At 58.5% G+C, this 24760-nt stretch carries 25 protein-coding genes and 1 other RNA gene; 6 read left to right on the top strand and 20 right to left on the bottom strand.

The genetic code is table 11. The annotated features are described in order from the left end of the window. From mraY to rsmI, 9 genes are all read right to left on the bottom strand, one after another. Positions 1–1083 carry a phospho-N-acetylmuramoyl-pentapeptide-transferase gene (gene mraY / locus BMS17_RS17115; protein WP_046026697.1) on the bottom strand — a complete coding sequence of 361 codons (1083 nt, stop codon included), beginning with the start codon at positions 1081–1083 and terminating at the stop codon, positions 1–3. After that, positions 1083–2450, bottom strand: coding sequence for a UDP-N-acetylmuramoyl-tripeptide--D-alanyl-D-alanine ligase (gene murF, locus BMS17_RS17110; RefSeq protein WP_046026699.1), 1368 nt, complete (start codon positions 2448–2450; stop codon positions 1083–1085). The genes mraY and murF overlap by 1 nt, the downstream gene beginning before the upstream one ends. Then, the gene (locus BMS17_RS17105; RefSeq protein ID WP_077431280.1) at positions 2443–3906 is read right to left on the bottom strand and encodes a UDP-N-acetylmuramoyl-L-alanyl-D-glutamate--2,6-diaminopimelate ligase; all 1464 of its coding nucleotides are present in this window, start codon (positions 3904–3906) and stop codon (positions 2443–2445) included. Before BMS17_RS17105 ends, murF begins: the two co-directional genes overlap by 8 nt. Beyond that, on the bottom strand, positions 3906–5645 hold the full coding sequence (locus BMS17_RS17100) for a penicillin-binding protein 2 (RefSeq protein WP_175649036.1): 1740 nt from the start codon (positions 5643–5645) through the stop codon (positions 3906–3908). The genes BMS17_RS17105 and BMS17_RS17100 overlap by 1 nt, the downstream gene beginning before the upstream one ends. Continuing rightward, the gene (ftsL, locus tag BMS17_RS17095) at positions 5645–5938 is read right to left on the bottom strand and encodes a cell division protein FtsL (protein ID WP_046026702.1); all 294 of its coding nucleotides are present in this window, start codon (positions 5936–5938) and stop codon (positions 5645–5647) included. The genes BMS17_RS17100 and ftsL overlap by 1 nt, the downstream gene beginning before the upstream one ends. Next, entirely contained in the window at positions 5935–6882 is a 948-nt protein-coding gene (rsmH, locus tag BMS17_RS17090) for a 16S rRNA (cytosine(1402)-N(4))-methyltransferase RsmH (protein WP_046026703.1), read from the bottom strand. Before rsmH ends, ftsL begins: the two co-directional genes overlap by 4 nt. Then, entirely contained in the window at positions 6879–7334 is a 456-nt protein-coding gene (mraZ, locus tag BMS17_RS17085) for a division/cell wall cluster transcriptional repressor MraZ (RefSeq protein ID WP_008025967.1), read from the bottom strand. The genes rsmH and mraZ overlap by 4 nt, the downstream gene beginning before the upstream one ends. A gap of 356 nt (positions 7335–7690) precedes the next feature. Beyond that, an RNA gene (gene rnpB, locus BMS17_RS17080) (RNase P RNA component class A) lies at positions 7691–8044 on the bottom strand. A 75-nt stretch (positions 8045–8119) separates the two neighbouring features. Continuing rightward, on the bottom strand, positions 8120–9025 hold the full coding sequence (rsmI, locus tag BMS17_RS17075; RefSeq protein ID WP_175648973.1) for a 16S rRNA (cytidine(1402)-2'-O)-methyltransferase: 906 nt from the start codon (positions 9023–9025) through the stop codon (positions 8120–8122). Between the two features lie 176 nt (positions 9026–9201). On the opposite strand from rsmI, the gene BMS17_RS17070 reads away from it, so the two are divergent. From BMS17_RS17070 to BMS17_RS17055, 4 genes are all read left to right on the top strand, one after another. Continuing rightward, on the top strand, positions 9202–11013 hold the full coding sequence (locus BMS17_RS17070; RefSeq protein WP_046026704.1) for a penicillin-binding protein activator: 1812 nt from the start codon (positions 9202–9204) through the stop codon (positions 11011–11013). Further along, on the top strand, positions 11013–11375 hold the full coding sequence (locus BMS17_RS17065; protein ID WP_046026705.1) for a YraN family protein: 363 nt from the start codon (positions 11013–11015) through the stop codon (positions 11373–11375). The genes BMS17_RS17070 and BMS17_RS17065 overlap by 1 nt, the downstream gene beginning before the upstream one ends. Positions 11376–11479: 104 nt before the next feature. Next, positions 11480–12073, top strand: a complete 594-nt coding sequence (locus BMS17_RS17060; protein WP_046026706.1) for a phosphoheptose isomerase — start codon at positions 11480–11482, stop codon at positions 12071–12073. Continuing rightward, positions 12070–12648: a BON domain-containing protein gene (locus BMS17_RS17055; RefSeq protein WP_046026707.1), complete on the top strand. Its 579-nt coding sequence runs from the start codon at positions 12070–12072 to the stop codon at positions 12646–12648. Before BMS17_RS17060 ends, BMS17_RS17055 begins: the two co-directional genes overlap by 4 nt. Positions 12649–12815: 167 nt before the next feature. Here BMS17_RS17055 and BMS17_RS17050 read toward each other — a convergent pair whose 3' ends face one another. The 7 genes from BMS17_RS17050 to rplM all read right to left on the bottom strand — a co-directional run bounded on the left by BMS17_RS17050 (position 12816) and on the right by rplM (position 17704). Next, on the bottom strand, positions 12816–13229 hold the full coding sequence (locus tag BMS17_RS17050; protein ID WP_046026708.1) for a ClpXP protease specificity-enhancing factor: 414 nt from the start codon (positions 13227–13229) through the stop codon (positions 12816–12818). A 16-nt stretch (positions 13230–13245) separates the two neighbouring features. Continuing rightward, positions 13246–13863: a glutathione S-transferase N-terminal domain-containing protein gene (locus tag BMS17_RS17045; protein WP_007905304.1), complete on the bottom strand. Its 618-nt coding sequence runs from the start codon at positions 13861–13863 to the stop codon at positions 13246–13248. A 150-nt stretch (positions 13864–14013) separates the two neighbouring features. Beyond that, positions 14014–14796: a cytochrome c1 gene (locus BMS17_RS17040; protein WP_046026709.1), complete on the bottom strand. Its 783-nt coding sequence runs from the start codon at positions 14794–14796 to the stop codon at positions 14014–14016. Continuing rightward, a complete protein-coding gene (locus tag BMS17_RS17035) occupies positions 14796–16007 on the bottom strand; it encodes a cytochrome bc complex cytochrome b subunit (protein ID WP_046026710.1) in 1212 nt (403 codons plus the stop codon). The genes BMS17_RS17040 and BMS17_RS17035 overlap by 1 nt, the downstream gene beginning before the upstream one ends. Beyond that, positions 16007–16600: a ubiquinol-cytochrome c reductase iron-sulfur subunit gene (petA, locus tag BMS17_RS17030; protein WP_046026711.1), complete on the bottom strand. Its 594-nt coding sequence runs from the start codon at positions 16598–16600 to the stop codon at positions 16007–16009. The genes BMS17_RS17035 and petA overlap by 1 nt, the downstream gene beginning before the upstream one ends. A gap of 268 nt (positions 16601–16868) precedes the next feature. Further along, positions 16869–17261, bottom strand: coding sequence for a 30S ribosomal protein S9 (gene rpsI / locus BMS17_RS17025; RefSeq protein ID WP_002555064.1), 393 nt, complete (start codon positions 17259–17261; stop codon positions 16869–16871). Positions 17262–17275: 14 nt separating this feature from the next. Next, a complete protein-coding gene (gene rplM, locus BMS17_RS17020) occupies positions 17276–17704 on the bottom strand; it encodes a 50S ribosomal protein L13 (protein ID WP_007905295.1) in 429 nt (142 codons plus the stop codon). A 245-nt stretch (positions 17705–17949) separates the two neighbouring features. On the opposite strand from rplM, the gene BMS17_RS17015 reads away from it, so the two are divergent. After that, on the top strand, positions 17950–18990 hold the full coding sequence (locus BMS17_RS17015; protein WP_046026712.1) for an NADP(H)-dependent aldo-keto reductase: 1041 nt from the start codon (positions 17950–17952) through the stop codon (positions 18988–18990). Positions 18991–19112: 122 nt separating this feature from the next. Here the strand turns inward: BMS17_RS17015 and BMS17_RS17010 are convergent, their stop codons facing one another. Beyond that, positions 19113–20249, bottom strand: coding sequence for an acyl-CoA dehydrogenase family protein (locus BMS17_RS17010; protein ID WP_046026713.1), 1137 nt, complete (start codon positions 20247–20249; stop codon positions 19113–19115). A 243-nt stretch (positions 20250–20492) separates the two neighbouring features. Here BMS17_RS17010 and BMS17_RS17005 point away from each other — a divergent pair, with 243 nt between their 5' ends. Then, complete coding sequence (locus tag BMS17_RS17005; protein ID WP_175649035.1) at positions 20493–21389, top strand: GlxA family transcriptional regulator; 897 nt, start codon at positions 20493–20495, stop codon at positions 21387–21389. Positions 21390–21447: 58 nt separating this feature from the next. Here the strand turns inward: BMS17_RS17005 and zapE are convergent, their stop codons facing one another. From zapE to BMS17_RS16990, 3 genes are all read right to left on the bottom strand, one after another. Next, positions 21448–22542, bottom strand: coding sequence for a cell division protein ZapE (zapE, locus tag BMS17_RS17000; protein ID WP_046026715.1), 1095 nt, complete (start codon positions 22540–22542; stop codon positions 21448–21450). 91 nt (positions 22543–22633) lie between these two features. After that, a complete protein-coding gene (locus BMS17_RS16995) occupies positions 22634–23989 on the bottom strand; it encodes a tryptophan--tRNA ligase (protein ID WP_046026716.1) in 1356 nt (451 codons plus the stop codon). 24 nt (positions 23990–24013) lie between these two features. Further along, positions 24014–24643, bottom strand: coding sequence for an alpha/beta hydrolase (locus tag BMS17_RS16990; RefSeq protein ID WP_046026717.1), 630 nt, complete (start codon positions 24641–24643; stop codon positions 24014–24016). Positions 24644–24760: the final 117 nt, after the last annotated feature.

Below are 24760 nucleotides of genomic sequence, written 5' to 3'. Positions count from 1 at the left end.
CTACCTCAGCTTCAGGGTGGCAAGGCCAACCAGCACGAGAATCACGGTGATGATCCAGAAACGGACGATCACGCGCGGCTCAGGCCAGCCCTTGAGTTCAAAGTGGTGATGGATCGGTGCCATGCGGAACACGCGGCGACCGGTCAACTTGAAAGACGCAACCTGGATGACGACGGACAGGGTTTCCATGACGAACACACCGCCCATGATGAACAGGACGATTTCCTGACGGACGATCACCGCGATGGTGCCCAGGGCCGCGCCCAGCGCCAGCGCGCCGACGTCACCCATGAAAACCTGTGCCGGGTAGGTGTTGAACCACAGGAAGCCGAGGCCCGCACCGATCAGGGCGCCGCAGAACACAATCAATTCGCCCGCGCCCGGTACATAAGGGATCAGCAGGTATTCAGCAAATTTCACGTTACCCGAGAGGTAGCAGAAGATCCCCAGACCACCACCAACCATCACGGTCGGCATGATTGCCAGGCCGTCGAGACCGTCGGTCAGGTTGACCGCGTTGCTCGAACCGACAATCACGAAGTAGGTCAGGACGATGAAGCCTGCACCCAACGGAATACTGTAATCCTTGAGCATCGGCAGGATCAGGGTGGTTTCCACCGGTGTAGCAGCGGTCATATAAAGGAAGATGGCTGCGCCCAGGCCAAACACCGACTGCCAGAAATACTTCCAGCGGCTCGGCAAGCCACGGGAGTTCTTCTCGATCACTTTGCGGTAGTCGTCGACCCAGCCGATCGCGCCGAACAGCAACGTCACCAGCAGCACCGTCCAGACATAACGGTTGCTCAGGTCGGCCCAAAGCAAGGTGCTGACACCGATGGACGACAGAATCAGCGCGCCGCCCATGGTCGGTGTACCCGACTTGGACAGGTGCGACTGCGGGCCATCATTGCGAACGGATTGACCGATCTGACGGTTCTGCAACGTGCGGATCATCCATGGGCCATAGCACAGCGACAAGACCAGCGCGGTCAGCACACCGAGAATCCCGCGCAGGGTCAGGTACTGAAAGACCGCGAAGCCTTTGTAGAACTGTTGCAGATACTCCGCTAGCAGCAGCAGCATTAATGTTTCTCCAGACTGGACCCGCACAATGCGGCGACGATGTTTTCCATCGCAGCGCTGCGCGAGCCCTTGATCAAAATGGTGGTGTTGGTGTCTTGCTCGGCGCCCAGGGCCTTGATCAGCTCAGCCTGAGTGCTGAAGTGAAAGGCCTGTGGACCGAAAGCGTTTACGGCGTGAACCATGTTGGGGCCGACGGCATACAGCGCGGACACCTTGCCGCGGGCGTATTCGCCCACATCACGGTGCCCCTGCTCCGCCCAATCGCCCAACTCGCCGATATCCCCGAGCACCAGGACGGTGCGACCGGAAAAGCCGGCGAGTATATCAACGGCGGCGCACATGGAGGTCGGGTTCGCGTTGTACGTGTCGTCAATTACGCGCACGCCGTTGGTGGCCAGTTGCGCAACGGTGCGCCCCTTGACCGGTTGCACGGCGCCCAGGCCGGCGGCGATGCCCGACAACGACACGCCCAAGGCATGAGCAGCGGCGGCGGCGGCCATGGCGTTGGCAACGTTATGGGTGCCGAGCAGGTTCAGTTGAACGCGCTCCACCCCTTCAGGTGTGTGCAGGTTGAACGCCGGGCAACCGCGAGCATCGCGGTCCAGGTCGCTGGCGTAGAAGTCGGCACTGAGGTTGCTCAGGGCAAATGTCAGCACTTTGCGACCGGCAGCGCGGGTCTTCCAGATTTCAAAAGCCTTGTCGTCGAGATTAAGAACGGCGATGCCATCGGCCTCTAGCCCTTCAATAATTTCGCCTTTGGCTTCAACGATTTTTTCCGGCCCGCCGAACTCGCCAACGTGAGCAGTCCCGGCATTGTTGAGGATGGCCACGTGAGGCTTGGTCATGCCTACGGTGTAGGCAATTTCGCCAAGACGCGAAGCACCGAGTTCGATTACGGCAGCGGTGTGTTCCGGCGCCAATTCAAGCAAGGTCAGCGGCACGCCGAGGTCATTGTTCAGGTTGCCACGGGTGGCCAGTACCGGACCGCGCGTGCGCAGGATGCTGGCGAGCATTTCCTTGACGGTGGTCTTGCCACTTGAGCCGGTGACGGCCGCAACCGGGTTGGTGAACGCCAAACGGTTCAGCGCGCCCAGTTGACCCAGTGCCTGACGGGTGTCCTTGACCAGCAATTGCGGCAACGCACTGTTGGCAACTTCGCGTTCGACCAATGCACCGACAGCGCCCTTGGCGGCGACATCGTTCAAATAGTCATGACCGTCAAAACGCGGGCCAGTCAGGGCAATAAACAATTGGCCAGGCTTGATCGCGCGACTGTCGATGCTGACGCCGTCGAACGTGGCATCGGCTGCGATCAGACGAGCGTTCAGCGCACCGGTCAATTCACTGAGTTTCAAGGCTTTAAGCATGCGCCACCTCCCATGCGGTCAGGGCGTGATCGGCCTCGACCAAATCGGAGAAGTCGTGACGCTCACCGTTGATTTCCTGATAGTCCTCGTGACCTTTACCGGCCAGGACAATCACGTCATCCACTGAAGCGCCAGCGATCAACTGGGCAATCGCCTGGCCACGGCCAGCCACGAACGTCACTTTATCCACAGCCTTGAAGCCGGCGCGGATGTCATCGAATATCACTGACGGGTCTTCGGTACGTGGGTTGTCATCGGTGACCAGTACGCCGTCGGCCAGGCGCTCGACCACTTCGGCCATCAGCGGACGCTTGCCGCGATCACGATCACCGCCGCAGCCGAACAGGCACAGCAGGCGACCCTTGGCGTGCGGACGCAGGGCCATCAGGACTTTTTCCAGCGCGTCCGGGGTGTGGGCGTAATCGACCACCACCAGCGGCTGAGTACCGCCACCGAGGCGCTGCATGCGACCGGCCGGGCCTTCAAGCTTCGGCAGAATGTTGAGAATTTCGTCCAGCGCATAGTCCAGACCGAGCAACGCGCCGACTGCGGCCAGGACGTTGCTCAGGTTGAAGCGACCGAGCAACGTGCTGCGCAAATGGTGCTCGCCCTGCGGCGTGACCAATGTGGCGCGCACGCCTTCGTCGTCAAATTGCGCTTCGCGGCAATACAGGTAGGCGCTGCTGTCTTCCAGGCTGTAGGTGATCAAACGCGACTCACGCCTTTCGGCGGCCAGTTGCCGTCCGAATGCGTCGTCGAGGTTAACCACCCGGCACTTCAGATCGCTCCACGCAAACAACTTGGCCTTGGCTTCGCCGTAGGCCTGCATGGTGCCGTGATAATCGAGGTGATCGCGGGACAGGTTGGTCATCACCGCCACATCGAAGGCCAGCGCGCTCACACGGCCCTGATCCAGGCCGTGAGAGGAGACCTCCATGGCAACGGCTTTGGCACCGGCCTTTTTCAGGTCGGCCAGGGTTGCTTGCACGGCGATTGGATTCGGTGTGGTGTGCAGGCCGCTTTCCAGCGCCCCGTAGAAACCGGAGCCCAACGTGCCGACGATGCCGCAGTGTTGACCGAGCAGATCGAGCGCCTGGGCCACCAATTGGGTCACGCTGGTTTTACCGTTGGTACCGGTCACGCCCACCAGATTCAAGTGACGGCTCGGGTCGCCATAAAAACGCCCGGCGATGTCCGACAGCTGCGCCGCCAGGCCTTTGACCGGAATCAGCGGCACGTCGGTGATCGGCAATACGGTCGCGCCTTCGACTTCGTAAGCCACAGCGGCAGCGCCACGCTGCAAGGCGTCGGCGATGTGCGCGCGCCCATCGAAACGCCCGCCAGGAACAGCGAGAAACAAGTCGCCAGCGCGCACGTTGCGGCTGTCGAGCGCCAATTCGCGGATCAATAGATCGCGGCCAGCGTGGGCGAAAATCTTGTTGAGACTCAGAGACATCAGCCGCGCCCTCCATTGGCTTTCAGCGGAACAACGGGGGTGGCGTTCGCGGTTTGTGTCGGCGGCAGGTTGTCCGGCGTGATGTTCATCAGGCGCAGCGTCCCGGACATCACTTTGCTGAACACCGGCGCCGACACCAGACCACCGAAGTAACCGGCCTTGGTCGGTTCGTCGATCACCACGACGATGGCATAACGCGGATCGCTCATCGGGCCGAAGCCGGCGAACAGCGAGCGGTAAGAGTTCTCGGCGTAGCCCTTGGTGCCCACCGACGTCTTACGCGCAGTACCCGACTTGCCAGCCACGTGATAGGCCGGCACCTGCGCACGGAACACACCGCGCGGCGCCTCGATCACCTGGGTCAGCATGCCTTGCATGGTTTTTGCGACGGCTTCCGGCAGCACTTGCGTGGTCTGCGGCGCCTTGTCGGTTTTGATCAGGGTCAAAGGAGCGAGGCGACCGTTGTTGGCCAACGCCGAAAAGGCGTGAACCAGCTGAATCGCCGTCACGGAAATACCGTAGCCGTAGGACAGCGTCGCGGTTTCAGCCTTGCGCCACTCGCGGTAGTTCGGCAGGTTGCCGACGCGCTCGCCCGGGAAGCCGAGGCCGGTGTCCTGGCCGAGACCGACTTTTTGCGCGAGACGGAAAATGGTTTCGCCGCCGATATCGAACGCGACCTTACTCATGCCGACGTTACTGGAATTGATCAGGATGCCGGTCAAGTCGAGTACCGGGCCTTCGGTCTTGGATACGTCCTTGATGGTGTACTTGCCGATCTGCAAGGAGCCCGGATACACCTCGACGGTGTCACTTGGTTTCCAGCGGCCAGTTTCGATCGCGGCGCTCATCGAGATCGCTTTCATGGTCGAACCAGGCTCGAACACGTCGATCATCGCGCGGTTACGCATCATCGCTGGCTGCAGATTGCGACGGTTGTTCGGGTTGTAGGTCGGCTGGTTGACCATGGCGAGGATCTCGCCGGTCTTCACGTCCATGATCACCAGGCTGCCGGCCTTGGCACCGTTCTCGATGATCGCGTTGCGCAGTTCACGGTTGGCCAGGTATTGCAGGCGCAGATCAATGGACAACGCCAAGGGCTTGCCGGCCTTGGCGTTTTTGGTGACCTGGACATCCTTGATCAGTCGTCCACGCCGGTCCTTTATGACCTGACGCTTACCGGCAACCCCGGCGAGCCATTCGTCATAGGCCAGCTCGACACCTTCACGACCGTGGTCATCGATGTCGGTAAATCCAACCATGTGCGCGGTGACTTCACCGGCCGGGTAGAAACGCCGGAATTCTTCGATGCCGTAGACGCCCGGTACTTTCAGGTCGAGCACCGACTGGCCCTGCTCGGGGGTCAGCCCGCGCACCAGATAGATGAATTCTTTATTGGCCTGGGCTTCGAGACGCTCAGCCAGCGCTTTCGGGTCCTGACCCAGCGCGGCCGCCAGTGCAGGCCACTTTTCTTTGGCCAGCTGCATTTCCTTGGCGTTGGCCCACAAGGTAGTGACCGGCGTACTCACGGCCAGAGGCTCGCCGTTACGATCCGTGATCAGGCCACGGTGAGCCGGAATCGGAATATGGCGCACGCTGCGTGCATCACCCTGCCCCTTGAGGAAGGCACGGTCGACGACTTGCAAATCGATGATGCGCCAGGAAATCGCCGCGACCATGATGCCAAGCAACCCCAGCACCACGCGGAAACGCCATGGGAACATTGCGCCTTCGAGTTTCATCATGGCGCCACCATCTTCACGTCAGCCGCGCCAGGAATGTGCATCTTCAGTTGTTCGCTCGCCAGCACTTCGATACGGCTGTGGGCGGTCCAGGTGCTTTGCTCGAGAATCAAGCGGCCCCACTCTGCCTGTGCCTTGTCGCGCACGCTCAACTCGTTGTACAGCGAGTTCAACAGCTGACGGTTCCAGTGGGCGCTGTACGACACGCCGATCGCTGAAACGAGCACGCCAACAAACAGCAGCAGCATGAAAAAGCTTCCGCCGGGCAGTGGCTTGGCGAACAGCTTGCTCACCGCAGCTTCTCCGCGACGCGCATGACGGCGCTACGGGAACGTGGGTTGGCTTTGAGTTCGGCGTCGGAGGCCGTCTGCGCTTTGCCATGGACTTTGATTTTCGGTTCGAATGCAACGTGGCGAACCGGCAGGTTGCGCGGCAGGTTGTCGGCTTCGCCTTTCACCAGTTTGCGCATGAACAGTTTGACGATGCGGTCTTCCAGCGAATGGAAGCTGATAACGACCAGGCGGCCGCCGACTTCCAGGCATTCCAGTGCGGCTTCGAGGCCGGCTTCCAGATCGCCCAATTCGTTGTTGACGTGAATGCGCAGGCCCTGGAACGCACGGGTCGCCGGGTTCTTGCCTTTTTCCCACGCAGGGTTGGCAATTTTCAGGACTTCGGCCAGGTCAGCGGTGCGCTCGAACGGCTTGATGTCACGACGCTCGGCCACGGCACGAGCCATGCGGCCGGAGAAACGCTCTTCGCCATATTCTTTGAACACACGAGCAATTTCTTCCACCGGCGCGGTGTTGACGAATTCGGCAGCGCTGATCCCGCGGGAGGGGTCCATGCGCATGTCCAGCGGGCCGTCATTGAGGAAGCTGAAACCGCGTTCAGGGTCGTCGAGTTGCGGCGAAGACACGCCGAGGTCGAGCAAAACGCCGCTGACCTTGCCGGCCAGACCGCGATCAGCCACTTCCGAACCGAGCTCGGCAAAGCTACGCTGCACAACGACAAAGCGGCCGTCTTCGGCCGCTAGCGTCTGCCCGGTGGCAATCGCTTGAGGATCTTTATCAAATCCCAGCAACCGACCATCAGGCCCCAGCTGACTCAAGATCAGCCGACTGTGCCCGCCGCGCCCGAACGTGCCATCCAGATAGCAGCCATCAGGACGTACGGCGAGAGCCTCGACGGCTTCGTCAAGCAGTACGGTGATGTGGTTAAAGCCGCTATCAATAGTCACAGGATCAAATCACGCAGTTCATCAGGCATGGCGCCCGGTTGTTGAATAGCAGCCAGGTCAGCGGCAGAAACCGCGTCCCAGGCATCCTCGTCCCACAATTGGAACTTGTTCAGTTGGCCTACCAGCATCGCGCGCTTATCCAACCTGGCATATTCACGAAGACGCGGTGGAACCAGAAAACGACCACTGCCATCGAGCTCGAGATCGACGGCATTACCAATCAGTAAACGTTGCAGGCGGCGGTTCTCTTCGCGAAGCGAAGGCAGTGCGCGCAGTTTGGTTTCAATTATTTCCCACTCATCGAGTGGGTAAACACACAAACATGGATCAACGGCATCAATGGTGACGATTAACTGACCGGAACTACGCGAAACGAGCTCGTCACGGTACCGGCTCGGCATGGCGAGACGGCCCTTTGCATCGAGACTGATAGCGTTAGCTCCGCGAAACACGTCAGCGTTTCTCCAAATTTTAGCGTTTTACGTTCAAAAAACCCACTTCATGCCACTTTCCGCCACTTGCGCACACTATAGGAATGCGGCCACCGCACCGTCAAGGCGCGGATTGAAGGAAAACCCTTACAGAACTGAGATTTAGGAGAGGGAAAGGAGGAGGAACGAGAATCTGACAGATGAATTTGTTCGATAACTTGAATCAGCACAGAAGGCTGCGTTCGAAAGTTAAAGTAGTTTGTTAAGAGTAAGATTTTTTCGGTATTACGAAAGCGCTTCTGCTGATGATTCTGTACGAAGGGAAAATGCTACTACCAGCGCCCTGTTCAATGATTCAAACAGGGGGGATAAAAAAGGTGGAGAGTCGATCTGTAAGCCGGGTTCTGTCTTGAACAGTCATTCGTCTACGATGGCCATCACTGGACATCTTTAGCAACCTACCCGGTCCCAGCGCGGGCCACGCCTTGGGACCCTATTTGGTCTTGCTCCAAGTGGGGTTTACCTAGCCACGAACTGTTGCCAGACGTGCGGTGCGCTCTTACCGCACCTTTTCACCCTTACCGGCGCCGAAGCGCTTAGGCGGTTATTTTCTGTGGCACTTTCCGTAGGCTCACGCCTCCCAGGCATTACCTGGCACTTCGCCCTATGGAGCCCGGACTTTCCTCCCCCCCCTAATTTTCATAGAGGGCAGCGACTGTCCGATCGACTCTCCGCCGCGAAGGTTAACGGCAGAGCGGCCGAAGAACAAGCGCTAAACGCCTTTGGCCACTCCTGCACGTCGGGTTTTACTCACCCTTCTGCTGATCCAGCGCGATCTGATACAACACATTTTTGCGCTCACCGGTGATTTGCGCCGCCAATGCCGCGGCACGCTTGAGTGGCATCTCTTCCAGCAGCAGATTGAGGATGCGCATGGCTTCGCTGCTGACAGCGCCTTCCGTCTCGGGCACGGTCCAGCCGGCGACCAGCACCACACATTCGCCACGCTGCTGATTGCTGTCCGCCTCAACGAATTCGCGCAGCTCGGCCAATGGCAAACCTTTAAGGGTTTCAAAGGTTTTGGTGATTTCACGAGCAAGCAATGCCGGACGCTCGCCACCGAACACCAATTCCATGTCCTGCAGGCATTCAAGGATGCGGTGCGGCGCCTCGTAGAAAATCAGCGTACGCGGCTCTTCCTTAACCAGTTCCAGCCGAGCGCGGCGACCGACAGCCTTGGCCGGCAGGAAGCCTTCAAAGATAAAACGGTCGGACGGCAGACCCGCCGCCGATAACGCCGCGATCAAGGCGCACGCTCCCGGGACCGGCACCACATTGATCCCCGCAGCACGAGCCTGGCGCACCAAGTGATAGCCGGGATCGGAAATCAGCGGTGTGCCGGCATCCGAAATCAGCGCCACATCATCGCCGGCCAGCAGACGCGTAATAAAACGGCTACCTTCATCTCGCTCATTGTGTTCGTGGCAGGCCGCCAGCGGCGTGGAGATGCCGAAATGCTGCATCAACCGCTGGGAGTGGCGCGTATCTTCGGCAGCAATCAGCGCGACCTCGCGCAGGATCTTCAGCGCGCGTGCACTGATGTCGTCCAGGTTGCCGATGGGCGTCGCCACCACATAAAGCGAGCCAGCAGCGGAATTCAAAGCACCTGGAGCAGTCAAAGCGCACACCTCATGATCGGTAAAAGGCGACATTGTAGCGCGTAGCGACACTTGCGATACGCCTCGCCATTCCCGATTTTTTCTGCCAATTGTGCGGTGCTGCAACATTTGCACGAGCTAAATTGATCGATTCACGCCAGTAACATCGCGCCCCGGCCAGTGCTTGGGTACAATTCCACGCTAATTTGATCGAGTATCAGGAACACTACATGATCGCTTGCCTGCGGCTGTTCACTGCCCTCTGCCTCGCTGCCTTGCTGGCGGCTTGCGCCAGCTCGCCCTCCTCCAGCCTTGGCGAACTTCCACGGACCCCGGATGCCAGCATCGAGCAACTGCTCGATCAGGCCAACCAAAGCAAGGACCCGGAAAAAGCCGCCCTGCTACGCCTGAGCGCTGCTGACCAGGCCTACCGTCAGGGGAATGCCGGTCAATCCGCGCAAATCCTGCAACAGGTCCCGGTCGAGCAACTCAAGCCAGGCCCACAAGTTTTCGCCAGTACCCTGGCGGCAGAACTGGCGATGGTGCGCAATCAGCCCAAAGCAGCGCTGACTGCCTTGAGCCATCCGAGCCTGAAATATCTGGGAGAGCTGCCAGCCGAACAGCAAGTTCGCACTGGCACTGTTCACGCCCGCGCCCTTGAAGCGGATGGCCAGACCCTGGCTGCCGCACGGGAGCGTATTTTCATCGCGCCGATGCTGAGTGGTGAAGCGGCCAGCAAAAACCACGAAGCGATCTGGACCCTGATTGCCTCCCTGCCTACCGACCAATTGCAGCCAAACACCTCCGACGACCTCGGCGGCTGGATGGGCCTGGCATTGGCTGTGAAAACAGCCGGGACGCTGGAGCAACAGCAAGCCGCAATCGATAACTGGCGCGCCCAGAACCCGAAACACCCGGCCGCCGTACATCTGCCGCTGGCACTGACCAATCTCAAGCAACTGGCCAGCCAACCGCTGAACAAGATCGGCCTGCTGCTGCCACAAGACGGCCCGCTGGCATCGGTCGGCAAAGCGTTGCGTGAAGGCTTCATGGCGGCTCACTACCAGGCCCAACAATCCGGGCAGAAGCCACCGGCCATCGAGTTTTATGACAGCTCGAAGCTGACGTCGATGGACGAGTTCTACCGCAAGGCCCAGGCCGATGGCGTGCAACTGGTGATCGGCCCGCTGGAAAAACCACTGGTTAAACAACTCAGCGCTCGCCCGCAATTGCCGATTACCACCCTGGCGCTCAATTACAGCGAAGGTGAACAAGGCCCGGCCCAACTGTTCCAGTTTGGTCTGGCTGCTGAAGACGAAGCCCGTGAAGTGTCTCGCCGTGCTCGCGCCGACGGCTTGCATCGCGCCGCCATCATGGTGCCGAAAGGTGAATGGGGCGACCGTGTACTGCGCGCCTTCAGCCAGGACTGGCAAGCCAACGGCGGCAGCATCGTCGCCACCGAGCGCGTAGACCAACCGGTTCAACTGGCCCAGCAAATCGCTGACATGTTCCAGCTGCGCCAGAGCGAAGGCCGCGCCAAAAGCCTGCAAAGCACTGTCGGCGGGCAGGTAGCAGCCCAGCCCTCGCGTCGTCAGGACATCGAATTCATCTTCCTGGCCGCCACACCGCAACAGGCCCAGCAGATCAAACCGACCCTGAACTTCCAGTACGCCGGCGACGTCCCTGTGTACGCCACGTCCCACGTGTTCAGCGCCAGCGGCGACGTGAATCAGTACAACGACATGAACGGCATCCGCTTCTGCGAAACCCCGTGGTTGCTGGACGCCAACGACCCCCTGCGCAAACAAGTCACGGCTCAATGGCCACAAGCGGCAGGCAGCCTCGGCCGTCTGTACGCCATGGGCGTTGATGCTTACCGTCTGGCACCACGCCTGGGGCAACTCAAGGCCTTGCCGGACAGCCGCATCGCGGGTGAGTCGGGCAGCCTGGGGATGACTGCGAACCAACGCGTCGTGCGCCAGTTGCCATGGGCCCAGTTCGTCAACGGCCAGGTTCAACGCCTGCCGGATACCCCGAACTGATGCCCGACAGGTCACGCCAGCAAAGCGGTAAAGATGCCGAGCGCCATGCGCTCGAGCATCTGCAACAACAAGGTCTGCGCCTGTTGGCGCAGAACTGGTTGTGTAAACGTGGCGAGCTTGATCTGGTCATGCTTGATGGCGATACAGTAGTATTCGTTGAAGTCCGCTACAGAAAAAACACCCAGTGGGGTGGCGCGCTCGATAGCATCGATGAGCGCAAACGGCAGAAACTGATTTTCGCCGCACAGTATTTTCTTCAGCGCGAGTCGCGTTGGGCCAATTCCCCTTGCCGCTTCGACGTGATTGCCATCGACAGCAACGTTGATCAGTTGAACTGGCTGCAGAATGCCTTCGACAGCTAAGCGCATGCGTCACGAACCGGACACCTTCACCCAACATTTTTGCTCTTTGCTTTGCGGGCTGCACATTCATGTGCCAAGTAGCCGCGCTAATTAAGGTCACACAGATGGACATGCAATCCCGAATTCGCCAGCTTTTTCAGGCCAGTATCGACACCAAGCAAATGGCGATGGACGTACTTGCACCGCACATCGAGCAAGCCAGCCAAGTGATGGTCAACGCCCTGCTCAATGAGGGCAAAATGCTTTCCTGCGGCAACGGCGGTTCCGCCGGCGATGCCCAGCACTTTTCCTCGGAGCTGCTCAACCGCTTCGAGCGTGAACGCCCGAGCCTGCCAGCCATCGCGCTGACTACCGACAGCTCGACAATCACCTCGATTGCCAACGACTACAGCTACAACGAAATCTTCTCCAAACAGATCCGCGCCCTGGGCCAGCCGGGCGACGTATTACTCGCGATTTCCACCAGCGGCAACTCGGCAAACATAATTCAGGCAATCCAGGCCGCACATGATCGCGAAATGATTGTCGTAGCATTGACCGGTCGCGATGGTGGCGGCATGGCGTCACTGCTATTGCACGAAGACGTCGAGATTCGCGTACCGGCCAATGTCACCGCACGCATTCAGGAAGTTCACCTGCTGGCGATCCATTGCCTTTGCGATTTGATCGACAGCCAATTGTTCGGGAGTGAAGAATGACCCCTAATCGCCTAGGCCTACTGGCCTTGACCCTGTGCCTCGGCATCAGCGGCTGCACCTCGGTGGTTAATGCCAGCCGTGAAGCGCCGATTGAGGATGACCGTGGCACACGCACCTTCGGCAGCAAAATCGACGACTCCCTGATCGATACCAAAGTCGGTGTAAACGTCGCCAAGGCCGACCCGGCCCTGGACAAGGACTCACACATTGTCGTCACCAGCTTCAACGGCGTGGTACTACTCGCCGGGCAGACACCTCGCGAAGACCTCAAGGTCAAAGCCGAACAGGCCGCTGCCGCTGTTCAACGGGTAAAAACCGTCCACAACGAATTGCAGATTCTGCCGCCCTCCTCTTTGCTGGCCCGCCAGAACGACGCGTGGCTGACCACCAAGATCAAGGCCCAGATGCTCACCGATGCCAACATCCCCGGCTCGCGGATCAAGGTTGTGACCGAAAACGGCATCGTCTACCTGTTGGGCCTGCTGACCAAACAGGAAGCCGCTCAGGCGACCAACCTGGTACAAGGCGTTTCAGGTGTACAGAAGATCGTGAAGCTGTTTGAGTACATCGACTGACATCCACCTTGCAAGGAGCACGGCTTGCCGGCAATGGCGCCCTTGAAATCGCCATCAACCTGTAGGAGCACAGCTTGCTGGCGATAGCGCCTTCAAGATCGCCATCGCCGGCAAGCCGTGCTCCTACACACAATAAAAAAGGCGATCCATCCGGATCGCCTTTTTTATTACTTCACCACTTTCAAACTGGGTCGACCACTGGGACGCGGCGGCTCGCTGTCGGGTGGCGGAAGATCATCATCCGGCTCGATCTCTTCCTCGTCTTCCATAGGCGATTCCAGATCGAACACCATGCCCTGGCCATTCTCCCGGGCGTAAATACCCAGAATCGATGCGATAGGCACGTACAAGGTGTGCGGCACACCGCCGAAACGCCCTTCAAAACTGACCGCCTCGTTATCCATGTGCAGGTGACGCACAGCTTGTGGCGACACGTTCAGGACAATCTGTCCGTCACTGGCAAAACCCTGAGGCACCTGCACCGATGGATATTCGGAATTGACCAGCATGTGCGGGGTGCAATCGTTGTCCACAATCCACTCGTAGAGCGCGCGGACCAGATAAGGTCGACTGGAGTTCATAGCGGCTCCTTAAGCCTTAGCGCATATCGCGTTCGACACCAGACAGACTTGCCTGGAAAGCCTCACGCGCAAACGAGCGCTCCATGTAATCAAGCAGCGGCTTGGCAGGCCGCGGCAGTTCAATACCCAAAATTGGCAATCGCCAGAGTATTGGCAATAGGCAGCAATCCACCAGACTTTGTTCCTCGCTGAGGAAAAATGGCTTGTCGGCGAACAACGGCGACACACCCGTCAGGCTTTCGCGCAACTCTTTACGAGCGACAACGCGGGCGGCTTCCTTGGTCCGCGAATCCAGGATCAGATCCACCAGGCCACACCAATCACGCTGTATACGATGAATCAGCAAACGGCTGTTGGCACGCGCCACAGGATAAACCGGCAGCAAGGGCGGGTGCGGGTAACGCTCATCCAGATATTCCATCACCACGGTCGACTCCCACAACGCCAGGTCACGATCGACCAGGGTGGGCAGGCTTCCGTAAGGGTTCACCTCAATCAGTTTAGGCGGCTGACGACCAGCTTCCACGTAAATGATCTCGGCGCTGACACCCTTCTCTGCAAGTACGATACGCACTCGGTGGGAATAGTGGTCGGCGGGGTCGGAGTAACAGGCCAACCGATTGGTCACGCCCATGGCGGTCCTCCTCGCTTGTAGAAATTATCGAAAGCGGAAAAACGAGCGCGCCCAGAGGGCGCCTCCCGTAACGACTGGTTCACCAGGCTCGTTACACCTTCAGAGGCGCCCTTGGGCGCGCGCGATTAACAGCAATAGCTTGAAGCTTTATCAGTGCACATCTTTCCAGTATTCGCGCTTGAGCAAATAAGCGAATACGAAGAAGAATGCCAGGTACAGCAAAACGTATGTACCTATGCGCTGATGTTGCAGCTTAACCGGGTTAGCCGAGTAAGCCAGGAAGGTTACCAGATTCTTGACCTTCTCATCGAACTGCTCTTGGGTCAAAGCACCGCTTTTCGGCACGATGGTCAACTGATCGCACGCTTCATGGGTCAGCGCCGTACCGGTCAGAGGATCAAATTGCTTCTTGCCGTCTTCGACGATCTGAACCTGCTTGCAACCCACGACCTGACGGCCTTGCAGACCCGCCAGGACGTTAGGCATACCCACGTTCGGGAAGACCTTGTTGTTCACGCCCCATGGACGCGACGGATCTTCGTAGAACGACTTCAGGTAGCCGTAGAGCCAGTCAGTACCACGAACACGAGCCACCAGCGTCAGGTCGGGCGGAGCCGCACCGAACCAGGCCTTGGCGTCCGCCGGCTGCATGCCGATGCTCATGTGGTCGCCAATCTTGGCGCCCGTGAACACCAGGTTCGAGAGCATCAGATCATGGGGAATGCCCAAGTCATCGGCGACACGTTCGTAACGCTGGAACTTGGCGCTGTGGCAACCCATGCAATAGTTGGCAAAGGTACGCGCGCCATCCTGCAGGGCAGCCTTGTCAGAAACGTCGATATCGACCTTTTCCAGCTCGGGACCACCGTGTTCGGCCGCGAAGGACAGGACAGGCAGAGCAGCAAAAATCAGTGCAAAAAATAACTTTTTCATCAGCCAGTCACCCTTTCCGGAACCGGTTTGGTCTTCTCGAGCCTGGTGTAGAACGGCATCAGAATGAAGTAGGCGAAGTACAGGAAGGTGCACACCTGCGACAGCAACGTCCGCTCTGGAGTTGGCGCCAACACGCCCAGCACGCCCAGGATCACGAACGAAATGCAGAACACCCACAGCCAGATCTTGCTCAGCCAGCCTTTGTAGCGCATCGACTTGACCGGGCTACGGTCCAGCCACGGCAGGACGAACAGCACAGCAATGGCGGCGCCCATGGCGATAACGCCCAGGAGCTTGTCCGGAATCGCCCGCAGAATCGCGTAGAACGGCGTGAAGTACCAGACCGGAGCAATGTGCTCTGGGGTCTTGAAGGCGTTCGCCACTTCGAAGTTTGGCTTCTCGAGGAAGTAGCCGCCCATTTCCGGGAAGAAGAACACGATCGAGCAGAAGATGAACAGGAACACCACCACGCCGACGATATCTTTCACGGTGTAGTACGGGTGGAAGGCAATGCCGTCCAGCGGTACGCCGTTTTCGTCTTTGTACTTCTTGATGTCCACGCCGTCCGGGTTGTTCGAGCCGACTTCGTGCAACGCCAGAACGTGCAGCACCACCAGACCGAGAATCACGATTGGCAGGGCAACAACGTGCAAGGCGAAGAAGCGGTTCAGGGTAATCCCGGAAATCAGGTAGTCACCACGGATCCACTGGGTCAGGTCGTTACCGATGACCGGGATCGCACCGAACAGCGAGATGATCACCTGGGCACCCCAGTAGGACATCTGGCCCCACGGCAGCAGGTAACCCATGAAGGCTTCGGCCATCAGTGCCAGGTAGATCAGCATGCCGAACACCCACACCAGCTCACGCGGCTTCTGGTACGAACCGTAGAGCAAGCCACGGAACATGTGCAGATAGACCACGATGAAGAACGCCGAAGCGCCAGTGGAGTGCAGCAGACGCAGGATCGAGCCGTACTCGACGTCGCGCATGATGTATTCGACGGACGCAAACGCCTCTTCCGCCGACGGGGTGTAGCTCATGGTCAGCCAGACACCGGTGACGATCTGGTTGACCAGAACGAGCAATGCCAGGGAACCAAAGAAATAGAAGAAGTTGAAGTTCTTCGGGGCGTAGTACTTGCTGAGATGGTCTTCCCACATTTTGGTCGCGGGAAAGCGCGCATCAACCCAATCCATGAACTTGCTCATCACGCTTTCTCCGTATCGACGCCAATGACAATGATGTCATTGGTCTCATAGGAATGCGGGGGAACTGGCAGGTTCAAAGGCGCAGGTTGCGACTTGTAGACGCGACCAGCCAGATCGTAATGGGAACCGTGGCAAGGGCAGAAATAGCCACCTACCCAGTCCTTGCCCAGATCGGCGGGTGCCACTTCGGGACGGAAGGTCGGAGAGCAACCCAGGTGCGTGCAAATACCGATCAGCAGCAGAATCTCTGGCTTGATCGAACGCAGCTCCGGATCAACATATGTAGGTTGCGTGGAGTTCTTGGAATCCGGATCGGAGAGCTGGCCCTCGATCTTTTTCAGGTTCCCCAGGATTTCCTCGGTACGGCGGACAATGAAAACCGGCTGGCCGCGCCACTCAGCAATCATCTGCTGGCCTGGCTCGATTTTGCTGACATTCACTTTCACCGGTGCACCTGCGGCTTTCGCCTTGGCACTGGGAAACCATGACCCCACGAACGGGACCGCAGCCCCCACCGCTCCTGCAGCACCCACCACGGATGTGGCTGCTACCAAGAAGCGACGCCGGCCTGCATTCACGCCGTCATTGCTCATTCAGTCCTCTCCCATCAGCTTTGTGGCCTGTTAAATCAGGCATCTACTAAGTAAATCTATGTGCTTATAAAAATTTTGCCGAATGGTAATGAAAAGCCCCAATTCTGACAAGGTAATTACCGAGGGGCTCCACTGCCAAGCCTTGTAGTATAGGGGCTCTACGGATGTGGCAAGTTGTCACAGCGCAATTCTTTGATAAATCGCACGCACAAAAAAACGCCCAGCTCCGTGAGGAAACTGGGCGTTCTTTTTTGAACGCGAAAGCGTATTAACGCTTCGAGTACTGCGGACGCTTACGCGCTTTACGCAGACCGACTTTCTTACGTTCAACTTCACGAGCATCGCGAGTAACGAAGCCAGCTTTGCGCAGAGCGCCACGCAGGGTTTCGTCGTACTGCATCAGAGCGCGAGTGATACCGTGGCGGATTGCGCCAGCTTGACCACTTACACCACCGCCGATCACGGTGACGTAGATGTCGAACTTCTCGACAGTCTCAGTCAATTCCAGCGGCTGACGAACTACCATGCGGGCAGTTTCGCGGCCGAAGAAATTATCCAGCGAACGGTTGTTGATGGAGATGTTACCAGTACCCGGACGCAGGAAAACGCGTGCGGTTGCGGTCTTGCGACGGCCAGTGCCGTAATTTTGAGTCGCCGACATAATGAACTATTCCGTTAAAACTTCAGTTCTTGGGGCTGCTGAGCAGTATGAGGGTGTACAGCGCCCGCATAGACTTTCAGCTTACGATACATGTCGCGACCCAGCGGGTTCTTAGGCAGCATGCCTTTGACCGCGGTCTCGATCACGCGCTCAGGGGCTTTAGCGATCAGCTTTTCGAAGTTGATCGACTTGATGCCGCCCGGGAAACCGGAGTGGGAGTAGTAGATTTTGTCGGTGGTTTTAGCACCGGTTACACGAATCTGCTCGGCATTGATAACGACGATGTAATCGCCGGTGTCAACGTGAGGAGTGTACTCAGCTTTATGCTTGCCACGCAGACGGCTCGCGATTTCGGTGGCCAGACGACCCAGGGTCTGACCTGCAGCGTCGACGACAAACCAGTCGCGCTGTACTGTTTCCGGTTTAGCAGTAAAAGTTTTCATTCTTTATAGCCTCAGGGGCCGCCCTGTAAATTAGACGGCGGATCTTACTGAATAGTGCGTACTTTGACAAGTCAAAGGCAGCCGGATACAGACGCTTTCGGGGGCTCGGGTCGGCGCGTCCGTTCAACGGCAAGATTCTTCGGCGGCGGCGCATCACTTCCACTGCAGAAAGAGGTGCGCAATTATGCAGATTGCGAAAAATAATTCAACCTGCTTTTATGATTGTTTTGCTCAAGGAGCACCCGATGGACTATCGCCAGCTAGGCCGAACCAATCTGAATGTGAGTGCCATCTGCCTCGGAACCATGACCTGGGGCGAGCAAAACAGTGAAGCTGAAGCCTTCGCCCAGATTGAACGGGCCAAAAATGCCGGGATCAATTTCATCGACACCGCCGAAATGTACCCGGTGCCACCCAAGGCCGAAACCTACGCCACCACCGAACGCTACATCGGCAATTACTTCAAAAGTCGCGGTGATCGCGCCGACTGGATCCTCGCCAGCAAGATCGCCGGCCCCGGCAACACCATCGATTACATCCGCGACAAGAACCTGCGCCACAACCGCCAGCACATCACAGAAGCCGTAGATGCCAGCCTCAAGCGCTTGCAAACCGACTACATCGATCTGTATCAACTGCACTGGCCCGAACGCAGCACCAATTTCTTCGGCCAATTGGGCTACAAACACAAGAGCGAAGCCAACCTCACGCCGCTGGAAGACACCCTCGAAGCGCTGGACGAGCAGGTCAAGGCCGGCAAGATCCGCCACATCGGCCTGTCCAACGAAACGCCATGGGGCACCATGCGCTTCCTCGCCCTGGCCGAAGCCCGCGGCTGGCCTCGCGCCGTATCAATCCAGAACCCGTACAACCTGCTCAACCGCAGCTTTGAAGTCGGCCTGGCAGAAATCGCCATTCGCGAACAATGCGGCCTGCTCGCTTATTCGCCGCTGGCGTTCGGTTTTCTCTCGGGCAAGTACGAAGGTGGCGCGCGCCCACCGAAAGGCCGCCTGAGCCTCTACAGCCGCTTCAGCCGCTATTTCAATCCACAATCGGAAGCAGCGTGCAGCCGTTACGTCGCCCTGGCCCGTGAACATGGTCTGGACCCGGCGCAGATGGCATTGGCATTCGTGACCCAGCAACCGTTCGTCACCAGCAACATCATTGGTGCAACGACGATGGAACAACTGGAGAGCAACATCGCCAGCTTCGAGCTGAAGCTGTCGGATGAAGTGCTGGAGGGGATTGAGGCGATCCACAAGGACCACCCGAACCCCGCGCCTTGATCGCCTGATAAAAAACCTTCGCGAGCAAGCCCGCTCCCACATTTAACCGAGTTCTCCCATAAGAATGCGGTCGAATGTGGGAGCGGGCTTGCTCGCGAAGGCGTCAGTCCATTCGCTGCAAATTACAGCGACCGCGCAATAATCTCTTTCATGATCTCGTTAGTGCCGGCATAAATCCGCTGCACTCGCGCATCCGCCCACGCCCGGGCAATCGGGTATTCCCACATGAAGCCGTAGCCGCCATGCAACTGCACGCATTCGTCGAGCACCTTGCATTGCAGGTCTGTGCCCCAATACTTGGCCATCGCCGCTGTCGGCACATCCAGTTTGCCTTGCAGGTGCAACTCCAGGCAGCGGTCGACGAAAACCCGGCCAATCTGGATCTCGGTGGCCATTTCCGCCAGCTTGAAGCGAGTGTTCTGGAAGTCGGCAATCGCTTTGCCAAACGCCTTGCGCTCGCGGGTGTAGTCCAGCGTCCATTGCAACGCAGCTTCAGCGGACGCAAGCCCGCCGACGGCCACGGTGAGGCGTTCTTGCGGCAGTTCCTGCATCAGGTAAGCGAAGCCCATACCGGCCTGTCCCAGCAGGTTTTCCTTGGGGACACGAACGTCCTGAAAGAACAGCTCCGACGTGTCCTGAGCCTTCATCCCGACCTTTTCCAGACGCTTGCCCTTGTCAAAACCCGGTGTGTCGGCCTCCACCAGAAACAGGCTGGTGCCCTTCGCCCCGGCCTTTGGATCAGTCTTGGCCACGACAATCACAAGGTCCGCCAGAAAGCCGTTGGTGATGAAGGTTTTCGACCCATTGATGACGTACTCGTCGCCATCCAGTACCGCCGTGGTCTTTACCCCTTGCAGGTCGGAACCTGCACCCGGCTCGGTCATGGCGATCGCCGTGACCATCTCGCCCGACACCAGTTTTGGCAGGTATTTATGCTTCAGCGCTTCACTGCCGTAATGCAGGATATACGGCGCCACGATGTCCGAATGCAGGGAAAAACCGATCCCGGTCAACCCCAGGCGCCCGACCTCTTCGATCACCACCGTGCTGTACAAAAAGTCTGCCCCCAGCCCTCCGTATTCCTCCGGCAAGTGCGAGCACAGCATCCCCGCCTCCCCTGCCTTGTTCCAGAGCTTGCGGTCGATATAGCCTTGTTTTTCCCATTGTGCATGGAACGGCACGGCTTCTTTTTCGAGGAACGTTCGCACGCTGTCGCGAAAGAGTTCGTGCTCGGAACTGAACAAGGTTCTGGGGATCATGCGGCACCTGTCGTTATTGTTAGAGGACTTGACCTCCAGAGACTAAGCCTCGCGTCCGACACAGGACACTGGACACATCCGACAAAAAATAAGACGATCCAGCCGTTTGATGACCACTTTCCCTTATAAAAATAAAGTTGAATTATGTCTAAGCAAGTCTCCACGCCCCTGCGGCGCGTCAGCATCCTGGCGATCGACCGGGTTTTCGCTTCCACCCTCATGCAAGCCAAGGATTTCTTCCATCTGGCCAGCCTGCGCTATGGAAAACAGCTGGGCCAGGGCCTGACGCCGACCTTCGAAACCCGTCTGGTCAGCCCCGATGGCAAACCGGTGAACAGCTTCAGCGATGTGATCATTCCAGTGGACGGCGGCCTGGAAAATGCCGATGTCATCATCCTCCCTGCCTTCTGGGACGACTTCGACACCCTCTGCAAACGTTATCCACAGGTCCTGCCATGGCTACGCGAGCAACACGCTCGCGGCGCGGTGTTGTGCGGCGAAGCGACCGGGGTGTTCTGGCTCGCAGAGGCGGGCCTGCTCAACGGCAAGGAAGCGACCACTTACTGGCGTTTCTTCAACGCTTTCGCCGAGCGCTTCCCACAGGTTCAGCTCAATCAGGACAAACACCTGACCGACGCCGACAACCTGTATTGCGCTGGAGGCACCACCTCGGCCTGCGACCTCTACATCTACCTGATCGAGCGCTTCTGCGGCGCCAACGTATCGCAAGCCGTGGCGCGGGACATTCTGTATGAAGTCCAGCGCAGCTATTCACCGGGGCGCATCGGTTTTGGTGGGCAGAAGCTGCACCAGGACGTGATCATCCTGCAGATCCAGCACTGGCTCGAAGACCATTTCGCCGACAAATTCCGTTTTGAAGACGTGGCCCGCGAACATGGCATGAGCATTCGCAACTTCATGCGCCGCTTCCAGACCGCGACCGGCGACAAGCCCCTGCATTACTTGCAACGCCTGCGCATCGAAACAGCCAAGGGCTTGCTGTCCGGCAGCCGCAAGAGCATCAAGACCATCAGCTATGAGGTCGGTTACGACGATGCGAGCTTCTTTGCGCGCCTGTTCCGTCAACACACCGAACTTTCCCCGAACCAGTATCGGCAGCAGTTTCAGCAGGCGGCTTAGTCTTCAGCGCATAAAAAAGGGCCTGCATTTGCAGGCCCTTTTTATTTACCGAATCTGTTTAAGGCTTATGCGCCCGAGACAGGAATTCGTGGGACTGCATCTCCAGCAGACGGCTGAGCGTGCGCTGGAACTCGAAGTTCAAGCGGCCGCCGGTGTAGAGGTCTTTAAGCTCGACTTCGGCAGAAATGATCAGTTTGACGTTACGGTCGTAGAACTCGTCGACCATGTTGATAAAGCGACGGGCGATATCATCAGTGGTGACACTCATCTGCTCGACATTGCTGAGCAATACGGCGTGGAAAATCTTGCCCAATTCGATGTAATCGTTCTGGCTACGCGGGCCATCGCACAGTTCACGGAAGTCGAACCAGGCCACGTCATCGCAGGTGCGCACGGCACGGATAGCGCGATTCTCGATCATCAGCACGTCGTTTTCGACCGCTGCCGTGCATTCCGGCGTCAGCGCACGGAAGCTCTTGCGCAGGCTTTCCTGAGCGGCTTCATCCAGCGGAAAGTGGAACAGCTCCGCTTGTTCAAGGTGACGCAGACGGTAGTCAACGCCGCTGTCGACGTTGACGATGTCGGTGTTCTGCTTGATCAGCGCGATGGCCGGCAGGAAGCGCGCACGTTGCAGACCGTCCTTGTACAGACCGTCCGGCACGATGTTCGAAGTCGCGACCAGGGTCACGCCGTTCTTGAACAGTTCTTCCATCAAGGTGCCGAGAATCATGGCGTCGGTGATGTCGGAAACGAAGAATTCATCGAAGCAGATCACTCGCGACTCGTCGGAGAAACGCTTGGCGATGATGGTCAGCGGGTTCTTTTCGCCGCCGAGGGTCTTCATCTCTTCGTGCACACGCTTCATGAAGCGGTGGAAGTGAGTACGGGTCTTTTCCTTGAACGGCAGCGCTTCGAAGAAGGTGTCGACCAGGTAAGTCTTGCCGCGACCCACGCCGCCCCAGAAGTACAGGCCCTTGACCGGCGCCTGCTCTTTCTTGCCAAACAGTTTGCCGAATAGGCCCGGCTTGCTCTGCGAGGCCGCGACCAGATCGTCGTACAGGCGCTGCAAATGGCGCACGGCAGTTTCCTGCGCGGCGTCATGGAAGAATTCCGGGCGCTTCAGATCAGCTTGATATCGTTCTAGGGGCGTCATAATTCGTTAGCAAGGCAACAAAAACGGGCCGTCACTGTAGCGACGGCCCGGGGGAATGGCAATCGGCCCTTGGTCGGGTCGAGCCGCTGATTTATTCCTGAACCGGCGTCAACGCAACGCGCAGGGCGTCGATGGCGACGTCACGCGCGGCGCTGTCGGCGAATGCCGGGCTATCTGCCACGCACTCGCCTTCCAGCCAGACGCTGAAGCTCAGGTCTTCGCTGCGCACGTCCAGAGGCTGGCCCGCTTGCAGTTGCTTGGTCACTTGGCCTGCGGTTTTGCCGTCGGCGAAGTTGCGCGACAACAGCAGTTGCTCGCCATCGGCCGCCAGCAAACGGAAGCGGAAACTGCCGTCGTCTTCGCGGAAGCTGACAAAACGTGCAGCTTTCGCGGCTTTTTTCTTGGTGGTGGCGGCGACTTGAGTCTGGGCCACGAAAGAACGCAGGCCGACCGCTTCACGCAATTCGTTGAGGAACGGCGTCGCTACTGCACGGGCCTTTTTGGCACCCACTTGCAGCATGTCTTCCAGGTCCGCCGGGCGTTCGATCAGCTGGTGATAACGCTCGCGGGACTCGCCCAGTTCGCTGTCCAGCAATTGGAACAGACGATTCTTCGCCTCACCCCAACCCAGACCCTGCAACAGTTCGCTGCGGAATTCGTCGGCCTGAGCCGGCGTAGCAAACGCCTGGAACAAGGTAAACAAGTGCGAATTGTCCGGGTCCTTGGCTTCGCCCGGCGCGCGCGAATCGGTGACGATCCGCGAAATGGCGTCCTTCATCTCTTTGGCGCTGCTGAACAACGGGATGGTGTTGTCGTAGCTCTTCGACATCTTGCGACCGTCGAGGCCTGGCAGCGTGGCAACGCTTTCTTCGATCAGCGCTTCAGGCATGGTGAAGAATTCTTTGCCCTGACCGAACAGGTGGTTGAAGCGTTGGCCGATGTCGCGGGCCATTTCCACGTGCTGGATCTGGTCACGACCGACCGGCACCTTGTGCGCGTTGAACATCAGAATGTCCGCCGCCATCAGCACCGGGTAGCTGTACAAGCCCATGGTGATGCCGGCGTCCGGGTCTTCGCCGGTCTCGACGTTCTTGTCCACCGAAGCCTTGTAGGCATGGGCGCGGTTGAGCAGGCCCTTGGCGGCAACGCAGGTCAGCAGCCAGGTCAGCTCGGGGATTTCTGGGATGTCGGACTGGCGATAGAACGTCACGCGGTCCACATCCAGGCCACCGGCCAGCCAGGTCGCGGCGATTTCCAGACGCGAGCGCTGGATGCGCAGCGGGTCATCGCATTTGATCAGGGCGTGGTAGTCGGCCAGGAAGTAGAACGAATCGGCATTGCTGTCACGGCTGGCGACAATCGCCGGGCGGATGGCGCCGGCGTAGTTGCCCAAGTGTGGCGTGCCGGTAGTGGTGATGCCGGTGAGGATACGGGTACGAGTCGTCATGGGTAATCGCTTGTCAGACTGCAATCAATTCGAAAGACGCGGCAGGATCAGATCCTTGAGATCGGTCAGCTTGCCATGAAAAAAGTGTCCGCATTCTGCCACTTTCAGCAGCTCATGGGGACGCTCGAGTTTTTCGGACCAGTCGTAGACGGCTTGCGGGTCGATCACTTCGTCGGTTTCCGGTTGGATCAGGGTCAACTGGCCCTGATGCGGCAGTTGATCCTGATCGCCCAGCCGCATGACTGCCGGTGCGACCATGAACACATGTTTCAGCTGTTCACCGTTGGCTTCCAGGCGTCCACCGAGACTGGCGGCAACAAAACCGCCGAACGAGAAACCGAACAGGGTCAGTGGCAAATCTGGATGTTTGGCCCGCAGCCATTCGGCCGCGGCTTGAGCATCGTCGACTTCACCGGTGCCCATGTCGTGGGTGCCTTCGCTGGCACCGACGCCACGGTAGTTGAAACGCAAAGTAATCAAACCGGCGTCACGCGCAGTACGCTGTAAGGTCGAGACCACTTTGTTGAGCATGGTGCCGCCCTGCACCGGGTTCGGATGGCAGATCAGCGCAATGCCGCACGGCTGCTCATTATCAAGATAAAGGGCTTCCAGTTGACCCACCGGGCCATCAATCACTACAGGGGTTTCGCGCATAAGCAAGGAAGGAACTCCGTGACCTCGAATCGGGTCGACTCGTCTAGCAAATTGTCTGTGCCAATCTATTGCGAGTGAATCGCGGTATACAGCGCAGGTTCGAGCCGTTAACGTAAA

Origin of the sequence: Pseudomonas sp. C9 (assembly GCF_002000165.1) — a bacterium.
GTDB lineage: Bacteria > Pseudomonadota > Gammaproteobacteria > Pseudomonadales > Pseudomonadaceae > Aquipseudomonas.
The sequence above is the reverse complement of the archived record's forward strand: the minus strand, read 5'-3'. Positions and strand labels throughout refer to the sequence as shown.

Excerpts from the sequence above, each read along its gene's own strand:
- petA (WP_046026711.1), bottom strand. The coding sequence starts at position 16,600 with ATGAGCAATGACGGCGTGAATGCAGGCCGGCGTCGCTTCTTGGTAGCA.
- zapE (WP_046026715.1), bottom strand. The coding sequence starts at position 22,542 with ATGACGCCCCTAGAACGATATCAAGCTGATCTGAAGCGCCCGGAATTC.
- BMS17_RS17100 (WP_175649036.1), bottom strand. The coding sequence starts at position 5,645 with ATGAAACTCGAAGGCGCAATGTTCCCATGGCGTTTCCGCGTGGTGCTG.
- BMS17_RS17065 (WP_046026705.1), top strand. The coding sequence starts at position 11,013 with ATGCCCGACAGGTCACGCCAGCAAAGCGGTAAAGATGCCGAGCGCCAT.
- BMS17_RS17060 (WP_046026706.1), top strand. The coding sequence starts at position 11,480 with ATGGACATGCAATCCCGAATTCGCCAGCTTTTTCAGGCCAGTATCGAC.
- BMS17_RS17010 (WP_046026713.1), bottom strand. The coding sequence starts at position 20,249 with ATGATCCCCAGAACCTTGTTCAGTTCCGAGCACGAACTCTTTCGCGAC.
- BMS17_RS17035 (WP_046026710.1), bottom strand. The coding sequence starts at position 16,007 with ATGAGCAAGTTCATGGATTGGGTTGATGCGCGCTTTCCCGCGACCAAA.
- BMS17_RS17050 (WP_046026708.1), bottom strand. The coding sequence starts at position 13,229 with ATGAACTCCAGTCGACCTTATCTGGTCCGCGCGCTCTACGAGTGGATT.
- BMS17_RS16995 (WP_046026716.1), bottom strand. The coding sequence starts at position 23,989 with ATGACGACTCGTACCCGTATCCTCACCGGCATCACCACTACCGGCACG.
- BMS17_RS17105 (WP_077431280.1), bottom strand. The coding sequence starts at position 3,906 with ATGTCTCTGAGTCTCAACAAGATTTTCGCCCACGCTGGCCGCGATCTA.
- BMS17_RS16990 (WP_046026717.1), bottom strand. The coding sequence starts at position 24,643 with ATGCGCGAAACCCCTGTAGTGATTGATGGCCCGGTGGGTCAACTGGAA.
- murF (WP_046026699.1), bottom strand. The coding sequence starts at position 2,450 with ATGCTTAAAGCCTTGAAACTCAGTGAATTGACCGGTGCGCTGAACGCT.
- BMS17_RS17040 (WP_046026709.1), bottom strand. The coding sequence starts at position 14,796 with ATGAAAAAGTTATTTTTTGCACTGATTTTTGCTGCTCTGCCTGTCCTG.
- rpsI (WP_002555064.1), bottom strand. The coding sequence starts at position 17,261 with ATGTCGGCGACTCAAAATTACGGCACTGGCCGTCGCAAGACCGCAACC.
- rsmI (WP_175648973.1), bottom strand. The coding sequence starts at position 9,025 with ATGTCGCCTTTTACCGATCATGAGGTGTGCGCTTTGACTGCTCCAGGT.
- BMS17_RS17015 (WP_046026712.1), top strand. The coding sequence starts at position 17,950 with ATGGACTATCGCCAGCTAGGCCGAACCAATCTGAATGTGAGTGCCATC.
- rplM (WP_007905295.1), bottom strand. The coding sequence starts at position 17,704 with ATGAAAACTTTTACTGCTAAACCGGAAACAGTACAGCGCGACTGGTTT.
- BMS17_RS17045 (WP_007905304.1), bottom strand. The coding sequence starts at position 13,863 with ATGGGCGTGACCAATCGGTTGGCCTGTTACTCCGACCCCGCCGACCAC.
- mraY (WP_046026697.1), bottom strand. The coding sequence starts at position 1,083 with ATGCTGCTGCTGCTAGCGGAGTATCTGCAACAGTTCTACAAAGGCTTC.
- BMS17_RS17055 (WP_046026707.1), top strand. The coding sequence starts at position 12,070 with ATGACCCCTAATCGCCTAGGCCTACTGGCCTTGACCCTGTGCCTCGGC.
- BMS17_RS17070 (WP_046026704.1), top strand. The coding sequence starts at position 9,202 with ATGATCGCTTGCCTGCGGCTGTTCACTGCCCTCTGCCTCGCTGCCTTG.